Below are 20,994 nucleotides of genomic sequence, written 5' to 3' on the forward strand. Positions count from 1 at the left end.
CCGGGTTAAAAACTTTTGGCCACTTTCGGTTTATCCGAGTAAATCAGAATGGGTTTGATATCGCCACCTACCGAACCATGATCAATGACCACCTTGGCAACGTTTTCCAGTGAGGGCAGATCGAACATGGTATCCAGCAGTGTACTCTCCAGAATGGAGCGCAGACCGCGTGCGCCAGTCTTGCGCGCCAGCGCTTTCTTGGCAATCGCTTTGAGCGCCTGCTCGCGGAACTCGAGATCGACGCCGCCCTCCATGTGAAACATCTTTTGATACTGCTTGATAAGCGCGTTTTTGGGCTCGGTCAGAATTTGAATCAGTGCCGATTCGTCCAGTTCTTCGAGGGTGGCGACCACCGGCAGGCGTCCGACGAATTCCGGAATCAAACCATACTTGACCAGATCTTCCGGCTCCACTCCCCGCAATACGGCACCGAAGTTCTTGCGACTGTCTTGGCTTCTTACATTGGCGCTAAAGCCTATCCCACCTTTCTCGGAACGGGCGCGTATCACCTTCTCGAGACCGTCAAACGCACCACCGCAAATGAAAAGAATATTGGTGGTGTCCACCTGAACAAATTCCTGATTGGGATGTTTTCTCCCGCCCTGGGGAGGCACCGAGGCGATCGTTCCCTCGATCAGCTTCAGCAGAGCCTGCTGAACACCTTCCCCCGACACATCCCGGGTAATTGACGGGTTATCCGATTTACGCGAAATCTTATCGATCTCATCGATATAGACAATGCCCTGCTGCGCCTTTTCCGCGTCGTAATTACATTTTTGCAGTAACTTCTGGATGATGTTTTCCACATCCTCGCCGACATAACCCGCTTCGGTTAGTGTTGTCGCATCGGCCATGACGAAGGGCACGTCCAGCAAACGAGCCAGCGTCTGCGCAAGCAGCGTCTTGCCTGAGCCGGTCGGACCGATAAGCAGTATGTTGCTTTTTGCCAGCTCAATATCATCAGCGTCCGTGCTTTTTGCGAGATTCCTCAGACGCTTGTAATGATTGTACACCGCCACCGACAGGATTTTTTTCGCCGGTTCCTGACCAATTACGTATTGATCGAGAATCTGGCAGATCTCATGCGGCACCGGCAAATCCGACTTGGTGAGCTTGGCGGCTTCAGCACCTTGTATCTCCTCACGGATGATGTCATTGCAAAGTTCTATGCATTCGTCGCAAATGAATACCGATGGGCCCGCAATGAGCTTCTTTACTTCGTGCTGGCTTTTGCCGCAGAAGGAACAATAAAGCAGTTTTTCCCCGCCAGTTTTCTCTGACATAGTTTTATCCCGCATTATCCGAGCCGGTACGCTCGTAGCTAAAAATTAAATCTCCATCCACGATTATTATAGATCACTCTGGATCATTCAGCCCGCACTCTCACTTCTGGCAGTGAGCACAGAATCCACCAAGCCGTATTTTACTGACTCCTCCGCGCTGAGAAAGTTATCCCGGTCGGTATCTTTCTCGATGGTCTCTATGTTTTGGCCCGTATGCTTTGCCATGAGCGCATTTAATCGGCCTTTAAGAAACAGAATTTCTTTGGCATGTATTTCGATATCAGAAGCCTGACCCTGAAAACCACCCATTGGCTGATGAATCATAACACGTGAATTGGGAAGGCAAAAACGCTTGCCGTTTGCGCCCGCTGTCAACAGGAGGGAGCCCATGCTCGCGGCCTGACCTATGCAAAGCGTGCTGACATCAGGTTTTATGAATTGCATGGTATCGTATATCGCCATTCCGGCGGATACCAGCCCCCCTGGAGAATTGATATAGAAATGAATGTCCTTGTCCGCATTTTCTGATTCCAGGAACAGCAGCTGCGCCACAATCAGATTGGCGGAAACCTCGGTCACCGGTCCCACCAGAAAGATCACCCTCTCCTTCAGTAAGCGGGAATAAATATCGTAAGCACGTTCACCCCTCCCGCTTGTCTCGATCACCATGGGGATCAATCCTAAATTGTTAGGATCGAGGTTGCGCTGTTTCCAATCGAATTGTTGCATCATGTCATGATTTTCCCATCAATTCATCCAGCGTCATTGGCTTATCCGCTACCGTGACTTTATCCACCACCCACATCACCACGTTATCTTCCAACACCGCCGACTCCGCCTCGTTCAGGCGACCCTGTGAAGCATAATGCCATTTAACCACTTCAGCCGGATTCTCGTAGCTTTGCGCGAGATCCTCCACCACTGTTCGTACCTGTTCGGGTTTTGCATGCAAGCCGTTAATCTTTACCACTTCGGCCAGGATCAACCCCAGAGTCACCCGGCGTTGCGCCCGCTCGTGAAACAAATCTCGGGGTAGCGGCACATTTTTAGCGTTCATGCCACGCGATTCAAGATCGTTACGCGCATCCTGCATGAGCCGCTCCAGTTCCTGTTCCACCAATGCTTTAGGTGCCTGAATCGCAGTCGCATCCAGCAATGATTGCATGACCTGTTCCTTGATTCTTGCTTTTACCCGTTTGGATACTTCCCGCTCAAGGTTAGCTCGAATTTCATTGCGCATTTTTTCGATGTTGCCATCCGCAACGCCTAATGATACGGCGAATTCAGCATCCACTTCCGGCAGCTTTGCCGCTTCCACGCTGTGGAGCTTCACTTCAAACGTGGCCGTCTTTCCGGCGACCTCTTTTCCATGATAATCCGCCGGAAAGGTTACTTCAAACGTTTTTCCCTGCCCGGCGCTCATACCCGCAAGAGGTCCTTCAAAGTCCTTGAGAAGCCTGCCTTCACCCAGTACAAGAGCAAAATTCTCGGCTTTGCCGCCTGCAAATTCGACTCCATCGATGACGCCACTATAATCGATGGTGGCACGGTCACCTATTACCGCGGGCCGCTCCGCCGGCTCATACTGAACTCGCTGCTTGCGCAGAATCTCCAGCGTCTTATCGACATCAGAGCCGGTCACGTTGACTACCGGCTGATCGATTCGGGTTCCGCTTAAGTCACCCAGGGTCACATCTGGATAGACCTCAAAGGTTGCACTGAATTCAAATTGAGAGGTATCTTCCCCTACCTGCTTCGGTTCAAAATGCGGGTAACCCGCAACCCGCAGCTTTTGCTCGCGCACAGCCTCACTGAAATTTTTCTGCAGTACATCCCCCATCACCTCCTGACGCACCTGCGGGCCGTATTGCTGCATGACAATTTTCAGCGGCACCTTGCCTGGCCGAAAACCGTGTATTTTTGCCGTGCGCGCCAAACGCTTCAGGCGGCTTTCAACTTCCGTTTCGATTTTTTCCTGAGGAATCGAAACGTTAAGGCGACGCTCTAGCGCACCAAGGTCTTCGACATTCGATTGCATCACATTTCCCGACTGGTTGATAACATTCATGCGGCGCTACCACGACAATAGCAATAGCAGCCAACGGTCATGTGGCCGTCAATACACGACTCGCGCAACATCACTCGCACCGCTTATAACTCCCTGGTGCGAAAGGGGGGACTCGAACCCCCACACCTTTCGGCGCCAGAACCTAAATCTGGTGCGTCTACCAATTCCGCCACTTTCGCGCGCCGCTCCGGGCCAATTATACCTATTTCTCCCTGCAGCGGCAGCCTGTACGGGGACGATCTAGCAAAATACGGTCTGGCCGCTCACGCCTTTACTGTCCGGGCCCATCAAATATAGGTACCCTGGCATTAGATCCTCCGGTTGACGCAAATCCTGCTTGACCTCGCCGGGATGAGTCCTCGTCCGCTGCGGCGTATGCGCCGGCCCCGGGATTATCACGTTGACGCGCAGGTTTGGAAGCATTTCCCATTCCTGTGCCTGAATTTTCACCAGCGCCTCGAGCCCCGCCTTGGCCACCGCAAATCCGCCCCAATAGGCGGCGGGATCATGGCCATGCATTTCCGAGGTCATTACCATGCTGGCATCCGGCGAAGCTTTCAGCAGCGGCAGGCAGGCGCGTGTCAGTGCAAATGGCGCAATCAGATTGACGCGTAGCAGCGATAGCCATTGTTCCAGCGTCTGATTCTCTAATGGCGTCAGGCTGAATATCAATGCCGCGTTGTGCAGAATGCCATCCAGTCTGCCTAACTGCAGCTTGATGGCTTGAGCAATCGCTTGAAAATCTTTGTCTCCCGCCTTTTCCAGGTCGAGCGGAAAGATTGCCGGCTGCACCCCGCCTCTGGTTTCAATTTCATCATACACACTTTCCAGTTTCTCAACCCGGCGCCCATGCAGAATTACGGTGGCACCGTGAGCGGCATAGGTGAGTGCCGCAATGCGCCCGATGCCCTGGCCTGCGCCGGTAACGAGAATCACGCGATCCTTGAGCAAATCCGGCGACGCGTGATAGTTTTTAAAATTATTCATCCTGAATCCGATAGTTGGCCGATGGTCAGCAGAAGGACATGCTGCCAATCATCCCTTGATCCAGGTCGTCCATGCTATCCATAATTTACGCATCGGCGTAAGACTGACGCGCTGCCGCATGATATGACAACCGTCCTCCTTGATTTCCTTGAGCAGGGTTTGATAAATCGCTGCCATGACAATGCCGGGCCGCTGGTTTTTGCGGTCCTCCGGAGGCAAAGCAGCGAAGGCCCGCGCGTAATAGCTTTCCGCGCGTTCAATCTGAAATTCCATCAACTGCCTGAAACCGTCCGTTTCACGCGAATGGAGGATATCCTCGTTGGATACTCCAAAACGAACCAGCTCGTCCTGAGGCAGATAGATTCGGTCGCGGCGTGCGTCCTCGCCGACGTCGCGTATGATGTTGGTGAGCTGGAAAGCGAGTCCCAGATCCTGCGCATACTTCAGGGTGTCAGGATTGCGATAGCCAAAAATCTCCGCTGAACATAATCCCACCACGCTTGCCACATGGTAGCAGTAAAGCCTCAGGGTTTCGAAATCAGCATAGCGATTATAATTAAGATCCATTTCCATGCCATCAATGATTTCATTCAATCGCTCAGCCGTGAGATTGAATGTTTTTGACACGTTAACCAGCGCTTTAGCCACCGGGTGACTAGGCTCATTTCCATGTCCGGCATCAAATATGGCTGCGACTTCCTGCCGCCACCACGCAAGTTTCGTTCGCGCTACCGACGCATCGGTGCACTCATCCACCACATCGTCCACCTCACGGCAGAAAGCATATAGGGCGGTAATGGCGCGGCGTTTTTCCGATGGCAGATAGAGAAAGCTGTAATAAAAACTGGAACCGCTCTGAATCGCTTTTTCCTGGCAATACTGATCTGGGGTCATAATTTATTATGAAAAAACATTTGGCCGCTACCGCCCTGCAATTTATGAGTGTCCGCCATGACTTTAGTGAGTGGCCTGGCACTTTCACATGAACAAAGAAACGAGCTTTTATTTAATGGAGCATTATCCTAAATTCAGCGGTTGACCGCTCTCATCTGTCAATTAAATTTTCCATCAATTTCTACGCTGCCTGATCTTCATCTTTTTGATGAGCGCGCTAAAAGACGGATTTAGGATTATAAAGGGATGTAGCACATATCGTGCACCTCAAAATGAATCTCGGCTTACAGTAGCTTATGTGGGTCGTAATAATAAAAAACCCCACCGTAGCGGGGTTTTTTATTGTGCTTCATTTCCAATAAGACCGGTACGGCAAAATGCTACATATCCATGCCGCCCATGCCGCCCATGCCACCCATGCCGCCCATGCCACCCATACCACCGCCTCCGCCGGATTCTTCCTTCGGCGATTCTGCCACCAGAGCGTCAGTGGTAAGCATCAAGCTCGCCACAGAAGCGGCGTGCTGCAGGGCATAGCGCGTAACCTTGGTAGGATCCAGAACGCCCATTTCCACCATGTCGCCATACTCGCTGGTGGCGGCGTTGTAACCGAAATTACCCTTGCCTTCCAATACCTTGTTGATGACTACCGAAGGCTCATCACCGCAATTGGCAACAATCTGGCGTAACGGCTCTTCCAGTGCCCGCAGAACGATCTTGATCCCTGCATCCTGATCATGGTTGTCGCCTTTGAGGTTGGCTACCGCGGCCCGGGTGCGCAACAATGCCACACCACCCCCGGGAACAATACCCTCTTCCACTGCGGCGCGAGTGGCGTGCAGCGCGTCTTCCACACGCGCTTTCTTCTCTTTCATTTCCACTTCGGTGGCTGCACCGACCTTGATCAGCGCTACTCCGCCAGCCAGCTTGGCCACACGCTCCTGCAATTTTTCCTTGTCGTAGTCGCTGGAAGCTTCTTCGATTTGATTGCGAACCTGCTTGACACGGCTTTCGATGTTTGCGGCATCTCCAGCGCCATCAATGACGGTGGTTTCTTCCTTGCCAACTTCAATGCGCTTGGCTTGTCCCAACTCCTTGAGGGTTGCTTTCTCCAGCGACAAACCCACTTCTTCGGCAATCACTGTGCCGCCCGTGAGAATGGCGATGTCTTCAAGCATGGCTTTACGGCGATCACCGAAGCCAGGCGCCTTGACTGCGCAGGTTTTCAGGATGCCACGGATATTATTCACCACCAGGGTCGCAAGAGCCTCGCCATCCACGTCTTCAGCGATGATCAGCAGTGGCTTACCGGCTTTGGCCACCAGTTCCAGGACCGGCAGCAATTCGCGAATATTGGAAATTTTCTTGTCGTGCAGCAAGACGAAGGGATTTTCCAGCAATGCGATCTGTCTGTCGGGATTGTTGATGAAATACGGTGAAAGATAACCACGATCGAACTGCATACCTTCGACGACTTCCAGCTCATTTTGCAAACCGGAGCCATCTTCCACTGTAATGACGCCTTCCTTACCCACTTTTTCCATCGCATCGGCAATGATCTTGCCAATTTCCGGATCTGAATTGGCGGAAATACTTCCTACCTGCGCGATTTCCTTGCCGGTGGTACAGGGCTTGGAAAGCTTTTTGAGTTCTTCAACCGTTGCGACAACGGCTTTATCAATGCCACGCTTCAGGTCCATGGGGTTCATCCCGGCGGCGACATACTTCATGCCTTCCTTGACGATGGACTGTGCCAGAACAGTGGCAGTGGTGGTGCCGTCGCCCGCGACATCAGACGTCTTGCTGGCCACTTCCTTCACCATTTGCGCGCCCATATTCTCGAACTTGTCCTTCAGTTCAATTTCTTTCGCTACCGAAACACCATCCTTGGTAATGGTGGGCGCGCCATAGGAGCGCTCCAGCACCACATTGCGGCCTTTAGGCCCAAGGGTAACTTTAACCGCATCGGCCAGAATGTTGACGCCGGCCACCATTTTGTGGCGGGCTGAATCGCCAAATTTCACTTCTTTCGCTGCCATAATCTCTTTCTCCTAATTTCCAGAAAATATTGTAAATTAACCTTCGACGACACCCATGATGTCCTCTTCGCGCATCACCAGGAGTTCTTCTCCCATGACCTTAACCGTCTGCCCGGAGTATTTACCAAATAGCACCTTGTCGCCAACCTTAACATCCAGCGGACGGACCTTGCCATCGTCGCCAACCTTGCCGTTGCCTACAGCAATGATTTCGCCTTGATCAGGCTTTTCCGCCGCGCTGTCAGGGATGACAATACCGGATGCGGTCTTGCGTTCTTCTTCCAGCCGCTTGACAATAACGCGGTCGTGTAACGGACGAATTTGCATGTTTCTTTCTCCTGTTTTGGATTAATACGATGAAATCTATGGGAAAACTGATATTTTTGTGTTCAGACTTCCGGACTTACCACAAAAACCTGTTAGCACTCACTGCCAACGAGTGCTAATAATAGGGCTTATGGCCGGGAGTTTCAAGTGGATGAGCCACAAATACTTACTGAAACACCACTTAAAGTCGGTCTGGCACCCCTGCACCCAGATAAAACAGCATGAGGCATCACTCGTTCCTATTGATCGATGCAGAGGTATTTGGCTTCATGATTTCGAAGACAGATGCTATCTCGACACCATTCGTTCTGTACATAGTGAGCAGGAAATGGATTTGCTGGCAGCGGGACTTTGCCAGACGCTTGATTCATTCTAAAAATTAATGGCGGATACCGAAACTCATTACAACGGTTACACCGGAAGCATGGCTCACTTCAGAATAGCAATTGTTCTGTGTGCTGTGCTTGCCGCCGCACCGCTCCCCGCGTTTTCATACAACATACCGGTCCCTGTCAGCCAGGCACTCAAGCAGGCAGGTATTCCACAATCCGCAGTGGGTATTTACGTTCAAGAAATCGGCGCAACCAAGCCATTGCTTGCCGTCAACACCGGCACGCCGATGAATCCCGCGTCGGTAATGAAGCTGGTCACGACTTTTGCCGGACTGGAACTGCTGGGACCGGCTTATACCTGGAAAACCGAGCTGTATGCCGACGGCACGCTGGAAGGTGGCACGCTACGGGGAAACCTGGTAATCAAGGGTTACGGCGATCCCAAGCTGAATCTGGAAAATTTCTGGCTGCTTACGCGACGCCTGCGTCAGACCGGGTTACATGAAATTACCGGTGATCTGGTACTGGATAGCAGCCATTTCGATTTGCCCAGCGGCAATCCGGCCGCCTTCGACGGCAAGCCCCACCGTGCATACAACGTGCTTCCCGAAGCGCTGCTGGTGAACTACCGGACCCTGGCGCTGCGCCTGATCCCGCAACCCGGAAGCAAGACCGTTCGCATCGTAGTCGATCCATCCCTGCCATCACTGGAACTCAAGAACAGTCTGAAGCTTACCAATGGCCCCTGCAACGAATGGCGCGATGCGCTTGACGCCGATATTCGCACCACCATCAACGGCAATGTCCGCGTATCAATCGCCCTCAACGGCAGCTATTCCACTAACTGTGGCGAAAAGACCCTGTATCTCAGCGTGCATGATACGGCCGATTACATCTTCGGCCTGTTCAGGCAATTATGGGAAGAACAAGGGGGGATATTTCGCGGTAACGTACGCACCGGCATAACTCCGGAAGGAATGACGCCGCTGGAAACCCATCAATCCCCCCCGCTCGCGGACATCGTGCGCGACATCAACAAATTCAGTAACAATACTGCGGCGCGACAACTATACCTTGCGTTGGGACTGACTAGTGCGCTGACCGCAAAACTGGTTACCGGGCTGACTGCGGATCCGGCTGCCGGGTTACCGCCAAGGGTGCCTGCCGGTGGAGTCGGCAACACAATCCCTGATATGGCGGGTGCTTATGATAAACCTCCCGCAACGCTGGCCAAATCGGAGATGGCCCTCCGGCGGTGGCTCGCGTCCAAACGGCTCAGTTTCCCGGAGCTTGTCATCGAAAACGGCTCGGGGCTATCACGCAACGAACGCATTAGTACCGGTCACCTGGGAGCACTTTTGCTGGCGGCATTCCAGAGCCCGGTCATGCCTGAATTCATTTCCTCTCTGCCGATCGCGGCGGTGGATGGGACCATGAAGAAGCGGCTGAACGACAGCGCCACCGCGGGCCAGGCCCATATCAAGACCGGCTTGCTGGACGGTGTGAGAACCATGGCGGGTTATGTGCTCGATAAATCCGGCAGGCGCGTGGCCGTGGTTTTCTTTATCAATCATCCAAAATCGGGAATTGCGCAGCCAGCGATGGACGCGTTGCTGCATTGGACTTACGAAAGACCGTGATAGGGCTAATGTCTTAAATAGGGAAGCTAATGGGGAAGCTTACGGAGCACTCGAGCTCAAACCGTCACTGACCAATGATCAATGATCAAGTGAATTGATCATTTGAATATTTACCGCCATTTATTCTCCATGCGTTATTTTTGGAATGATGAACATAACATCTAGGTACTATTATTGCCTGGTTATGCGCATCTAACGAATCTAAAATTTTTTTATTTTTTGGAGTAGTGGTGGCTGGTGTTAAATTAAATAATCTTACTTGAAATTCTGTTTCATTCCCTCCAAAAGGAAAATATGGATTGAAATAAAACGTTTCATTCCACCTGTTATTTGCAAATGTTTTCGATGTGCATCCAAAACAAAAACCATTAACAAAACCCACTTTTTGGGGATTTTCATCTCTACCATCCCGGGTATAAGCATATTGTATTTTAATGCCTTTTTTATTAATCCAGGCGTGACCAGGCTCATTTGTTATCGGACCGTAAATAACATTATCGTCTGTAACAGATGAAACAAAATGCTCCCAGGTTTCATTAATTAAAATATCATCATTTATAATGAAAATAACATCACATTTATTTTCAATACATAAATCGACACCTTTATTCCAAACCCCCGTCAACCCGCCATTCTTAATCTGGTCATCTATTCTAATATAGCTAAATTCATTATTCATGCTGCAAAAATCTGTCACTTTATCATTGTCTTTATGGCTAGATTCGTTATCAAATACGCATACGAATTTTTCGTACTTAATATTTTCCCGCATGGAACTTAAACAAGGCAAAATAAATTTATTCACAAAGTTGTGATAGGCAACGACTATTCCAATTTTCATAATATGTGCTTATTTGCGAGTTATATTTCTTTGGCCCAGGTAATATTGTCTAAACACAGATAAAGCCATTTTCAGGCGCTTCCTATGAGTAATAAGTCGGCTTACAGCCTTACACTTCAGCACCCAATCTTTTCTCGATAGTTTGTTCCAGACTAAAGCGCTTCTGCGGCCCTCCAAAGTAGATCCCGCGCCTCAATCCAATCCTGTTCCGTACATTCATTCCACTCATCCATACGATCGCGAAAAGCCGCCACTTCCTGGGTGAGATCAAGCTGCGTATAGTCAGGCGAGGTAAAGACTCTGGATACGAGCGCCCGGTCGGCTCGCAGGCGCGCATACTGCGCATAGACGAGGTCAGACGGAATGGGCAGGCGGGCATCTTTTACCCGACCGACGCCACCGAAGCCGAAGGGGATACCCGCGTTATGAACGATATCTGACAGGTTATTCATAAATTGGGAGCGCAGCAATTCGAAGTGACTCTTCAGCCCGATATCCAGATGCAAGTCATTCAATCCAATATGGATCTCGTCGATTCCTTTAAGCTGCACAATTTCCTCAAGACGTACTGCCGCCGCCGCTGTTTCGACTAGTAACGAAACCTCTGCTCGACCGTCTATGTATTCAATGAATTTGGCAGCATCTTCAGTAGTCCTAAACATGGGAAGCATGATTACTTCTGCACCCGCCTCAACGAATCGATCAATTTCTTCATCCAAACGAGGATGTGGTGGATTGGTCCGCACGAAAAGCTTGCTCTTTTTGAGAACCTGCCTTAACGCTGGCAGCTGATTTTCTTCATGATCAGAAATCCAGGTGTTCAAATGCTGCTGTCGTACCGCTTTACCCAGCATCTCCAGATCAAGACCGATACGGTTAATCCCTGCCTCGTCAGCCCGCCTGGCCAATTCAATGTCATTAGTAAAAAGCGTTAATACGAAATCGTTTCCGTAACTCATCCTCAGTTTCCTTCCGCCAGGTCATTTATGGTGATTAAATCGAGCAATGTTTCGCCATTAAAATATCTTGTTACCTGATTTTCAATGAATGCTTCGAGCTTCTTTTGATGTTCAGGATGAAATACCGCGACCTTAGGGGTAATAAGTAAACGTGGTGCTGTCCAAACGGGATCGGACGAAGAAGATGGGACAGGATCGACAACGTCGAGGGCAGCGCCCCCCAGATGACCTTCCTGCAGGAGCCGGACCAATGCCTCAGTGTCAACAACCCCACCTCGGCCCATGTTGACAAGGACGGCATGTTTCGGAAGTGCACGCAAGATAGTCTCGTCAAAAAAACGGCTGGTATATTTGGTCAGCGGAAGGGTGATAAAACAAAGGTCAGCACGATGCAATTGTTCAAACCAGCTATTGTAGTCACAAAATAATTCATCGCATGCAGCGCTCGCTTCTGGCGAGTACTTCCTCGTCACACCCAGAACTGACAGCCCGTTTCTGCGCAGAATCATGGCCAACTCTCTTCCAATACGGCCCACGCCAAAAACCATGGCGGTTTTAGGAAAGGGTAGCATGTTGAAATGGGAGTGAGCCCATACGCCTTGTTGCTGAGCCTTGACCGCTTCGGGAATTCGCCGCACGACGGACAGAGCCAATGTAAAGGCATGCCATGCGATAGCATCTGAAAAGGCCGTGCAACGGCTGAGAATCGGATTCACTCTGCGCAAATCAGAGGACAGCAGATGATGCGGTCCGGCTGCGGTACTTTGCACCCACTTAAGGTGTTGCACATAAGGAAGTGTTTGACGCAGATATCGATGTCCCAGGATGATATCCGTATCAGCAGCGTGGCGAATAGCCATTTCTTCTGAATCAGCGACGACCACCGACACATCTTGCTGCACTTTTTCCAATCGCTCAACATGTCCCGGAGAAGGCTGGCCGTTACTATACATCACCAGTATCTTACTCATTTTGTTTTACGCGATTTCATAAAGGCGCGCCAACGTTCCTTAAAGTTTCTCAGGGTTTTGCGGAACTGGTATTCAAAATTTCCCATGGGACTGACTTTGGACGTCACTGTCGAAAGGGATATTTCAGAAGAAGCCTCACGCACGGCAAGGAATTCTTTTTCAATTTTCTCCCGATCCAACAGGTATTGACGACCCCAACGCTTTTCGAGGTCGACGCGAGACAAACCCGTACGAAGCTCAGCATAGCGTGTAATAAGATAATCCAGGCCAAGGTATTTGTAATGAAGCAGCTTGAGATCCCTTTTTTTGGGGAACACCACTCGGCCACTCGGATCGGCCTTATGTCGACCTGGAACGAAATTGGTTTCTTCGATTGCATCAGGATTAAATATGCAGAATTTATCCATCTTTTTAAAACGCATGCCGCGGGTGATCAGATCACATAAACGTTCGTCAGAATCCGGGAAAGAATCTGAAACCATCTGATAACCTTCGGCTGGTGGAATGGCGGTGATGCCCGCCTTCCGGCATTGTTGGAGATAGCCCAGTAGATCAGGGTGGTATAGGTGTTCGTCCATACTGCAGATGATCACCCAGTCTGCTTTTTTGCGGCTCCGCTTCCATATATTGTCGTTAAACATAGCAGCGCTACCCACAAGCGAATCAGTTTGCTTATGGAAACGGTCAAGTTCCACCTTCGGGTGCTTGGTCAGTATTTCAAGCGAGGCATCGGTGGATGCGTCGTCAAAAATGAAAAAACGATCGGCAATTGAATTGTAATGCCGAAAGTAATAGGGAAGCATTCTTTCCTCATTCCAGCACAGCGAATAAATATGGATAATCATAGGTATTGGGTGCGGGTGAGGATTTGTATTAAAAGGGGTAATAATGTATATGCGAAAAACCTTACAAGTATGATATATGCTATAACAAAGCGACAGCCTTTCCGTACATTATTTCGTACACTATTTGCGACGATCTGGCTGGCAATGCTAAATTTTTTTAGCCTAACGAAATCAGTTCACATGCAAGCTACGGATTTAATATAGAATTCCTGCCAACCTTCCGGCAGTTCGGGAAGTTGCACCAACATGTCGCCGGTTTTCTCGCTGCCAATGTTGGGGCTGTCATTCTAGAATTTATGCGTGTTCTCAGCGATGAAACCATGAACAAGATTTATTTGGGTTCAGGGCATTGCACAAACCCTTCTGGGCTAGCATGGGCTCTCCAAACGTCAGTGATTGCATGGGAAACGAGGAGGCACCTATCGAATCACTCTCTACTCGATCTTGCTGTCCAATCCACCTTCCGCAATCTCGGCCGCGCGCAGCAGTGCCTTGGCTTTGTTCTGGGTTTCAATCCATTCGCTTTGCGGCACGGAATCGGCAACAATGCCCGCACCCGCCTGCACGTGCAGCTTGCCGTCTTTGATGACGCCGGTACGGATGGCAATAGCCAGATCCATATCGCCATTGAATCCGAGATAGCCTACCGCGCCTGCGTAGATGCCGCGCCTGGAAACTTCCAGCTCATCAATGATTTCCATCGCCCGCACTTTGGGCGCACCGCTCACGGTACCCGCTGGAAAAGTGGCGCGCAGCACATCCATCGCATTCAGGCCTGGCTTGAGCTTGCCATCCACATTGGAAACAATGTGCATAACGTGGGAGTAATGCTCGATTTGCATGTTTTCCGTGACTTTAACTGTCCCGGTCTGCGCGACGCGGCCGACATCGTTGCGCCCGAGGTCCATCAGCATTAAATGTTCCGCACGTTCTTTCGGGTCGTCCAGCAGATCGGCCGCCAGCGCGGAATCTTCCTGGATGGTTTTGCCGCGCGGACGGGTACCGGCGATTGGACGTACGGTCACGGTGCCGCCTTCCAGGCGTACCAGGATTTCGGGTGATGCCCCAACCACGTGAAACTCGCCAAAGTGATAATAAAACATGTATGGCGAAGGATTGAGACTGCGCAGCGCGCGATAAAGCGCCAGCGGCGAGGCCCCATAAGGCTTGCTGGTGCGCTGCGACAAAACCACCTGCATGATGTCGCCATCAAAAATATAGCGCTTGGCGCGCTCCACCGCTTCAATGAAATCTGCTTCATTGAATTCCGAGACAGCCTCGGCGGGCTTGCTCGGCACTTCAAGCGGGATTTCCACCGGTTTACGGAGATTGGCAAGCAGCTCCTTCAGGCGTTTTTTTGCGACTTTATACGCTTCCGCTGCTTCCATTGAACCCGTGTCGCCAAGGGCTGCATACACGATGAGATAGAGTTTGCCGGAAAGATTATCCACCACCGCCAGCTCTTCAGACAGCAATAGCAGCATATCGGGTGTATTGAGCGTATCCGGGCGGGCATGACCTGCAAGTTTATACTCGATATATCGTACGGCATCGTAGGCAAAATAGCCTACGAGACCGCCGCAGAAACGGGGCAAACCGGGGTATGGCGCTGCCTTGAAGCGCGACAGATAGGACTCCACGAAAGCCAGCGGATCTCCTGCCTCAACTTCCTGCGATCCCGCACCATTGATGATTCTGACACGGTTGCCTCGCGCCTCTATCCGAGTCCGGGCAGGCAAACCAATAAAAGAATAGCGTCCGAAGCGCTCGCCACCCTGCACCGACTCCAGTAAATAGGAGTAAGGCCGGTTGGCAAGCTTTAGATAAACCGACAGAGGCGTATCCAGATCAGCGAATGTTTCCAGCACCACCGGGATACGGTTGTAGCCTTGCGCGACAAGGTCATTGAATTCAGTTTCAGTCATGATTTGATCCCACAAAAACAGGAAGGGCAGAAATAGCGTGGCGTGTGAATGCTAGGCACGCCAGCAATCAAGGCCAGGGCGCCAGGGACGCCAGGCCTTGATCGCGTATTCCTCGATTCCGGTGTTTTCGCGAATCATGACAATTTCTGAATTAATTTTGTAGCATCGTATACGGACGTAACGATGGCGTCGCAATCCAGTTCGCGCACATCGCGCCCCTCATTGTAGCCATAGGGTACGCAAAAGACATGGCAGCCCGCTGCACGTGCCGCTTCGGCGTCATTGAGGGAGTCGCCAATCAGCAGCATTTCATGGGGGAGGATGTCGAAATGTGTACAAGCATGCAGCAGGGGCATCGGGTCAGGTTTCTTTTTCGGGAGGCTGTCGCCTGACAGGACGATATCAAAATAATCGAACAGGCCAGTGGCGCGGAGCAGCGGCAAGGTGAACGCCTCAGCCTTGTTGGTGACGCAGGCCAGACGAAAATTCGCTTCCCGCAGGGCGTTCAATCCCTCTATTACGCCTGGATAGGGCCGTGTATTAACGCACAGCGTTTTCGCGTAATCGCGCTCGTAGATCGGCATCGCTTTGTCGAATAATTCAGCATCGGGCTCATCATCGAGACTGCCGGTCAGCGAACGCTTCACCAACTTCTGTATGCCCTTGCCGATATAGGATTGAATGGTCTCCAGCGGTAGTTCGGCCCTGCCCAGTTCCCGAAGCATCATATTGGCCGCCGCGGCAAGATCGCCCGCCGTATCGAGAAGCGTACCATCCAGATCGATCATTACAGCCTTGATCAACAGGGGAAATTCGATGTCTGCCGCAGAGGTATCTGCGAGCCGCGAAGCGCTTTTGTTCACGTAGTATATTCCTGACAGTCAAGTAAAGTTCCGTAGCTTACGACGCACTCGCAAATCTGGATTCTCCGAGGCGCCCTGTTGTTTCGGGACTGAAATCAAGCTTTCGCCAGCTCGGCCCGCAACGCTGCGACTACCGTATCATAGCGGTGCGGATCGCTGTCCTTGCCTGCGCCATAAATGGCGGAACCCGCCACGAAAGTGTCGGCCCCGGCGCGGGCAATCTCGGCGATGTTATCCACCTTTACGCCGCCATCAATCTCCAGCATGATGTCTTTGCCGGTTGCATCAATGCGTTTGCGCACCGCTTTTAATTTTTCCAGTGCTTCAGGGATGAATTTCTGCCCACCGAAACCGGGGTTTACCGACATGATCAGCACCAGATCCAGTTTATCCAGCACATGATCAAGATAATATAAAGGCGTCGCGGGATTGAATACCAACCCTGCTTTGCAGCCCTGTTCCTTGATGAGCCCGATGGTGCGGTCGATATGCCTGGACGCTTCCGGGTGAAAGGAAATAATATTGGCGCCAGCCTTGGCAAAGTCCGGAACAATGCGGTCAACCGGCTCAACCATCAGATGCACATCAATAATCGCCTGGGTCAGGGGACGGATTGCTTCACACACGAGCGGGCCAATGGTGAGATTAGGCACGTAGTGATTATCCATCACATCAAAATGGATGATATCCGCACCTGAATCGATAACGGCGGTGATTTCCTCGCCCAGCTTGGCAAAATTTGCGGAAAGAATGCTCGGAGCAATGCGATAATTAGCCATGAAGGCTTCCTTATAATCAAAAAACACCATTTTAACCGCAAATAGCTGTTTCGCGCTAACAGCTTCATCCTGTAAGCCATCATTCTGTCATTTTTATCACGCAGTACCATATTTTGTAGCCACCACCCTTGCCGTGACTCAAAAAATAGTGTGCAATGCGGGGATGGCTGAAAGTAAAAAATATGAGATTATTGTAACGGTTCACACTACCTACCTCCCGGAACAATCGGACGAAGCGCTCGACCGTTACGTTTTCGCGTATACCATTATGCTTGCCAATACCGGCACGGTCGCGGCGCAGCTCATCAGCCGCCACTGGATTATTGCAGATGGAACGGGCGGCGTGCAGGAGGTACGGGGACTGGGAGTGGTTGGCGAGCAGCCGCTCCTAAAACCCGGCGACAGTTTCGAGTATACAAGTGGTACCGCCATTTCCACGCCGGTTGGGTCGATGAAAGGCAGCTATCAAATGGTGGCTGAAGACGGTCTGCGCTTTGATGCAACCATTCCTGAATTCATCTTGAGTGTACCAAGGGTATTGCATTAAGGGGTTCGCCGCATGTTTGCCGCGAACGCGACGCTGGCAAGATCAGGAATTGAAACATTCGGTTAGGTTTAATTAGGGCCTGTTAACAGGCCCTAACCATATTTTTTCCGGCCAACCATACGGCGGCGGTGAGCACGTTTTGCTTCCGCTTCGCTGAGGGGTGCCGGACTTTTTTCAGCGTAGGGATTTCGACCCGACCTGAATACAACCCGCAACGGTGTACCTTCCAGCCGAAAGGTTTCGCGAAAAGTGTTTTCAAGATAGCGCTGATAAGTTTCGGGAACCTTATCGAGGGCACTGCCATGGATCACAATCAATGGCGGGTTGGAGCCGCCCTGATGGGCATAACGAAGCTTGGGACGTGATAAGCCGGCGCGCGGTGGCTGCTGCTTCTCGACTGCCGCCAACAGGGCGCGGGTAAGTTTGGGGGTAGATAGATTTGCCATCGCGGCCGCATAAGCCGCATCAATCGATGGGAGCAGTCCTTTCATGCCGCTGCCTCGCAATGCCGAGATATAGTGGAGTTTAGCGAAATTCAGTAAAAAAGCGAGTTTCCGGGCAATATCGTTCTTGATGGTATCGCGCTGATAATTGTCCAGACCGTCCCATTTGTTAACGGCCACCACCAGCGCGCGCCCCGTTTCCAGGATGAACCCGGCGATGTGTGCATCCTGGTCGGAAATTTCGTTTCCCGCGTCCAACACCAGCACCACCACATTGGCATCTTCCACCGACTGCAAGGTCTTGACCACCGAGAATTTTTCCACGGTCTCAAATACCTTGCCGCGACGGCGCAAACCGGCGGTGTCGATCAACGTATACGGACGTCCGTTGCGGTGAAAGTCAATATAGATACTGTCGCGGGTGGTACCTGGCTGATCAAACGCAATGACGCGTTCCTCGCCCAGCAGCGTATTCACCAGCGTGGATTTGCCAACGTTGGGACGCCCCACAATAGCAATTTTTGGGTGCCTGTCCTCTTTTTCTTCTTCTTGCGGCAGTGGAAAATCCGCTAACGCCAGTTCCACCAGCTCGTTCACATTGTCGCCGTGCGCGGCGGAGATCGCACAGGGTTCCCCCAGACCCAGTTCGTGAAATTCGGCGGTGACAACGGATGACGCCATGCCTTCGGCTTTATTCACCACCAGTATGATTTCGCGTCCCGTTTTACGCAGTTGCTCCGCAATTACCTTATCATGCGGCGCCAAACCGGTTCTGCCATCGACGATAAACAGCACCCTATCCGCTTCATCCACCGCTTGTCGAGTCTGCTTGGCCATCTCATGCAAAATGCCTTCCTTCACCATCGGCTCAAAGCCACCGGTGTCGACTACCAGGTAGGGCTTATCGCCCAGCCTGCCATGGCCGTAATGGCGATCCCGCGTCAACCCCGGAATATCCGCCACAATGGCGTCACGGCTGCGGGTCAGGCGATTAAAAAGCGTTGATTTGCCGACATTGGGCCGCCCGACCAGTACTAGGGTGGGTTTCATGACTTCCGGTTCTTATGCGAAGACCATCCATCCTTCTGCTCGGAAGGATAACGGTGAGCGTATTCCAAAATAAACAAACGAGCCCAAAATGAAGGAGCCCAACGAGACCGGTTACATACCGAAAGCATAAAGCCCGCCTTTCATGGTCTGCACCACGAAACCATTAGGCAGAGATACGGGACGGGCAACGATGGCGCTCCCGTCAGTGGCGGATCGAGCGACAATACTACCGGTGTCATTCCTGATGAGATTTACATAGCCTAGAGAATCCCCCACCACCACATGCTCATCCCGAATGAGCGGGGGAGATAATTGGACGCCCTTGAGCATATCCTGTTTCCAGATACTGGTGCCATCCTTTTTATTGTAAGCTACCACCGCGCCTTGAACGTCGCTCACGTAGATGTAATGATCATTCATGGCGAGACCCGCGCTGCTCGACGCGTCTCGCGCCCAAATCTGAGTACCATTAGCGATCTCAAAACAGGCAACGCGTCCCTGATAAGCGACAGCGCATATCTGCTGTTCGTCAGCCACTGGCAGGCTGGTGACATCCGTCATCCGCTCCAGTTCTGTCGCACCCCGTGGCCGCGATACCACCGCCTCCCACGTTACCGCGCCGTTTGCCAGATTTATCGCCACCAGTTTTCCGCCCGCGAATCCGGCGAATACCATCCCTTGCGAGATCAGTACACCGGCATAGCTCCGAACCGTCAGGGATGGCGTTGCGCCCTGGTATATCCACTTACGTTTACCGCTGCCGGCATCCAGACTGAAAATACGGCCATCTCCAGTGCGCACCACTACTGTGCCGCTATCCGCTCGCGGCGGACTTAACACTTCGGTGGATACTTGGGCCGTCCACAGGGCTTTACCATCTTTGCTGCCATATGTCAGAACCTCGCCTTTGAGGGTCCCAACCAGTAACATTCCGTCACCCGCACCCACGCCACCCGACAATTTATGCCTGGTATTGACATTTCCCGCTTGTTTGCCCGTAACAGGATCAAAACGCACCAGGAACCCATCCATACTGGCGGCATAAACGGCGCCATTCTCGTATACCGGCATAAATCCCAGCGCCTTACTTTCCTCAATGCCGTTCTGCCACAATGGGCGCGCTCCCGGAATTGTCTTTAATTGGGCAGCCTGTTCCGGGCTCATCTCAAAGGTCTCGCCTCCAAGGAGCCCGCCGCTGATACCCGCCACATCGATATCCGCCAAGTCACGCGCAATGTCGCGCGCCATATCAATGAGACTCACACATCCGGAAAATGCCAACAGCGGCACCAGCAGCAGGATATGCCGTCGAATCATCTTAAATCCGGCAGTTGTAGCGAACTCACCAGAAAGGTGAAGATCAAATGGTGCAAAAATTCATTATGGGTCATGACGTTAAACAAGGGAATGAGCGATTAACCACCGGATTCAGGATCATGCAAATAATCCTGGAGAATCTCTGCATCAGTCTTCCGTGGATAGTTTGCCGTCTACGCCTCATTCTTGCGGTCTTATTATGCGCACAATCGAAAATTCGAGGTGCCTCTATTTACCTTCCGCCAGGGCATCCAACTTCATTTGAACGATACTATGATAGGTACCTTTTTTACCCAGCTTGTCGAGTGCCATTTGATAAGCGGCACGTGCTTCGGGAACCTTACCCGCCGAAGTAAGGACATCGCCTTTGAGATCCGCATAAAGGCCATCAAAAGATTCACCATGCTTGGTATCCAGCAGCCTCACGGCATCGTCGTATTTTTTCTCGTCCAGGGATATGCCTGCCAACCGCAACCGCACAAGATCCTTCAACTCTTCTTCCTTGGCATTATCCAGCACCCACTGAAAACGGCTTTTGGCATTTTGCATGTCGCCCCCCTCGAGACTCGCACGTGCCGAAATCAATGCGGCACGCGCCGCGTAGCCACTGGCGGGAAAGCCTTCCATCAGCAAATGTGAGGCATCGCTAATTTTCTTGGGATCACCACTTGCCTCGACTTGCAACAGCGAGGCATATAGTTCCGCTGCCTGCTGAGTCTGTTGCGCCTTATAGTATTTCCATGCCTGCTGGCCACCCATGCCTGCAATCAAAATCGCCACAATTATAATCACCAGCGTGCCATAGGCTTCCCACCAGGATTTAAGCCCATCAATTTTTTCCTGCTCTTCCAGATCATAGGTCGCCATTTAATTTCCTGATAAGA

19 protein-coding genes and 1 tRNA gene are annotated in these 20,994 nt (G+C 51.6%); 2 read left to right on the plus strand and 18 right to left on the minus strand.

Going from position 1 to position 20,994, the window contains the following annotated elements:
• Nucleotides 1-5: 5 nt before the first annotated feature.
• The 8 genes from clpX to groES form a co-directional block, all read right to left on the minus strand.
• Nucleotides 6-1,283, minus strand: a complete 1,278-nt coding sequence (gene clpX, locus BLR00_RS00075; RefSeq protein ID WP_074630244.1) for an ATP-dependent Clp protease ATP-binding subunit ClpX — start codon at nucleotides 1,281-1,283, stop codon at nucleotides 6-8.
• A gap of 87 nt (nucleotides 1,284-1,370) precedes the next feature.
• On the minus strand, nucleotides 1,371-2,015 hold the full coding sequence (clpP, locus tag BLR00_RS00080; protein WP_074630245.1) for an ATP-dependent Clp endopeptidase proteolytic subunit ClpP: 645 nt from the start codon (nucleotides 2,013-2,015) through the stop codon (nucleotides 1,371-1,373).
• Between the two features lies 1 nt (nucleotide 2,016).
• Entirely contained in the window at nucleotides 2,017-3,321 is a 1,305-nt protein-coding gene (tig, locus tag BLR00_RS00085) for a trigger factor (RefSeq protein ID WP_074630246.1), read from the minus strand.
• A 124-nt stretch (nucleotides 3,322-3,445) separates the two neighbouring features.
• Nucleotides 3,446-3,530, minus strand: a tRNA-Leu gene (locus tag BLR00_RS00090).
• Nucleotides 3,531-3,591: 61 nt separating this feature from the next.
• Complete coding sequence (locus BLR00_RS00095) at nucleotides 3,592-4,338, minus strand: YciK family oxidoreductase (RefSeq protein ID WP_074630247.1); 747 nt, start codon at nucleotides 4,336-4,338, stop codon at nucleotides 3,592-3,594.
• 48 nt (nucleotides 4,339-4,386) lie between these two features.
• Entirely contained in the window at nucleotides 4,387-5,232 is an 846-nt protein-coding gene (hpnD, locus tag BLR00_RS00100) for a presqualene diphosphate synthase HpnD (protein ID WP_074630248.1), read from the minus strand.
• 380 nt (nucleotides 5,233-5,612) lie between these two features.
• Nucleotides 5,613-7,271: a chaperonin GroEL gene (gene groL, locus BLR00_RS00105; protein WP_074630249.1), complete on the minus strand. Its 1,659-nt coding sequence runs from the start codon at nucleotides 7,269-7,271 to the stop codon at nucleotides 5,613-5,615.
• A 36-nt stretch (nucleotides 7,272-7,307) separates the two neighbouring features.
• Nucleotides 7,308-7,598, minus strand: coding sequence for a co-chaperone GroES (groES, locus tag BLR00_RS00110; protein WP_074630250.1), 291 nt, complete (start codon nucleotides 7,596-7,598; stop codon nucleotides 7,308-7,310).
• Nucleotides 7,599-7,980: 382 nt separating this feature from the next.
• On the opposite strand from groES, the gene dacB reads away from it, so the two are divergent.
• Nucleotides 7,981-9,570: a D-alanyl-D-alanine carboxypeptidase/D-alanyl-D-alanine endopeptidase gene (gene dacB / locus BLR00_RS00115; RefSeq protein WP_256324010.1), complete on the plus strand. Its 1,590-nt coding sequence runs from the start codon at nucleotides 7,981-7,983 to the stop codon at nucleotides 9,568-9,570.
• An 85-nt stretch (nucleotides 9,571-9,655) separates the two neighbouring features.
• Here the strand turns inward: dacB and BLR00_RS00120 are convergent, their stop codons facing one another.
• The 7 genes from BLR00_RS00120 to rpe form a co-directional block, all read right to left on the minus strand.
• Entirely contained in the window at nucleotides 9,656-10,411 is a 756-nt protein-coding gene (locus tag BLR00_RS00120; RefSeq protein ID WP_074630251.1) for a glycosyltransferase, read from the minus strand.
• Between the two features lie 152 nt (nucleotides 10,412-10,563).
• Nucleotides 10,564-11,370 (minus strand): aldolase/citrate lyase family protein, encoded by an 807-nt coding sequence (locus BLR00_RS00125; protein WP_074630252.1) that lies wholly within the window; start codon nucleotides 11,368-11,370, stop codon nucleotides 10,564-10,566.
• A gap of 2 nt (nucleotides 11,371-11,372) precedes the next feature.
• The gene (locus BLR00_RS00130) at nucleotides 11,373-12,341 is read right to left on the minus strand and encodes an NAD(P)-dependent oxidoreductase (protein WP_074630253.1); all 969 of its coding nucleotides are present in this window, start codon (nucleotides 12,339-12,341) and stop codon (nucleotides 11,373-11,375) included.
• Complete coding sequence (locus tag BLR00_RS00135) at nucleotides 12,338-13,144, minus strand: glycosyltransferase family 2 protein (protein ID WP_074630254.1); 807 nt, start codon at nucleotides 13,142-13,144, stop codon at nucleotides 12,338-12,340. The genes BLR00_RS00130 and BLR00_RS00135 overlap by 4 nt, the downstream gene beginning before the upstream one ends.
• A 476-nt stretch (nucleotides 13,145-13,620) precedes the next feature.
• Nucleotides 13,621-15,111: an anthranilate synthase component I gene (trpE, locus tag BLR00_RS00140; protein WP_074630255.1), complete on the minus strand. Its 1,491-nt coding sequence runs from the start codon at nucleotides 15,109-15,111 to the stop codon at nucleotides 13,621-13,623.
• A gap of 134 nt (nucleotides 15,112-15,245) precedes the next feature.
• Complete coding sequence (locus BLR00_RS00145) at nucleotides 15,246-15,974, minus strand: phosphoglycolate phosphatase (RefSeq protein ID WP_371130362.1); 729 nt, start codon at nucleotides 15,972-15,974, stop codon at nucleotides 15,246-15,248.
• Nucleotides 15,975-16,069: 95 nt separating this feature from the next.
• Complete coding sequence (rpe, locus tag BLR00_RS00150; RefSeq protein WP_074634044.1) at nucleotides 16,070-16,753, minus strand: ribulose-phosphate 3-epimerase; 684 nt, start codon at nucleotides 16,751-16,753, stop codon at nucleotides 16,070-16,072.
• Between the two features lie 163 nt (nucleotides 16,754-16,916).
• Between rpe and apaG the strand changes: the two genes are divergently transcribed.
• The gene (gene apaG / locus BLR00_RS00155; RefSeq protein ID WP_074630256.1) at nucleotides 16,917-17,300 is read left to right on the plus strand and encodes a Co2+/Mg2+ efflux protein ApaG; all 384 of its coding nucleotides are present in this window, start codon (nucleotides 16,917-16,919) and stop codon (nucleotides 17,298-17,300) included.
• A 92-nt stretch (nucleotides 17,301-17,392) separates the two neighbouring features.
• Here the strand turns inward: apaG and der are convergent, their stop codons facing one another.
• The 3 genes from der to BLR00_RS00170 all read right to left on the minus strand — a co-directional run bounded on the left by der (nucleotide 17,393) and on the right by BLR00_RS00170 (nucleotide 20,977).
• Nucleotides 17,393-18,793 (minus strand): ribosome biogenesis GTPase Der, encoded by a 1,401-nt coding sequence (gene der, locus BLR00_RS00160; RefSeq protein ID WP_074630257.1) that lies wholly within the window; start codon nucleotides 18,791-18,793, stop codon nucleotides 17,393-17,395.
• Between the two features lie 111 nt (nucleotides 18,794-18,904).
• The gene (gene bamB / locus BLR00_RS00165) at nucleotides 18,905-20,110 is read right to left on the minus strand and encodes an outer membrane protein assembly factor BamB (protein WP_074630258.1); all 1,206 of its coding nucleotides are present in this window, start codon (nucleotides 20,108-20,110) and stop codon (nucleotides 18,905-18,907) included.
• 228 nt (nucleotides 20,111-20,338) lie between these two features.
• Nucleotides 20,339-20,977 carry a tetratricopeptide repeat protein gene (locus BLR00_RS00170; protein WP_074630259.1) on the minus strand — a complete coding sequence of 213 codons (639 nt, stop codon included), beginning with the start codon at nucleotides 20,975-20,977 and terminating at the stop codon, nucleotides 20,339-20,341.
• Nucleotides 20,978-20,994 lie beyond the last annotated feature (17 nt).

It is taken from the genome of Nitrosospira multiformis (assembly GCF_900103165.1).
GTDB lineage: Bacteria > Pseudomonadota > Gammaproteobacteria > Burkholderiales > Nitrosomonadaceae > Nitrosospira > Nitrosospira multiformis_D.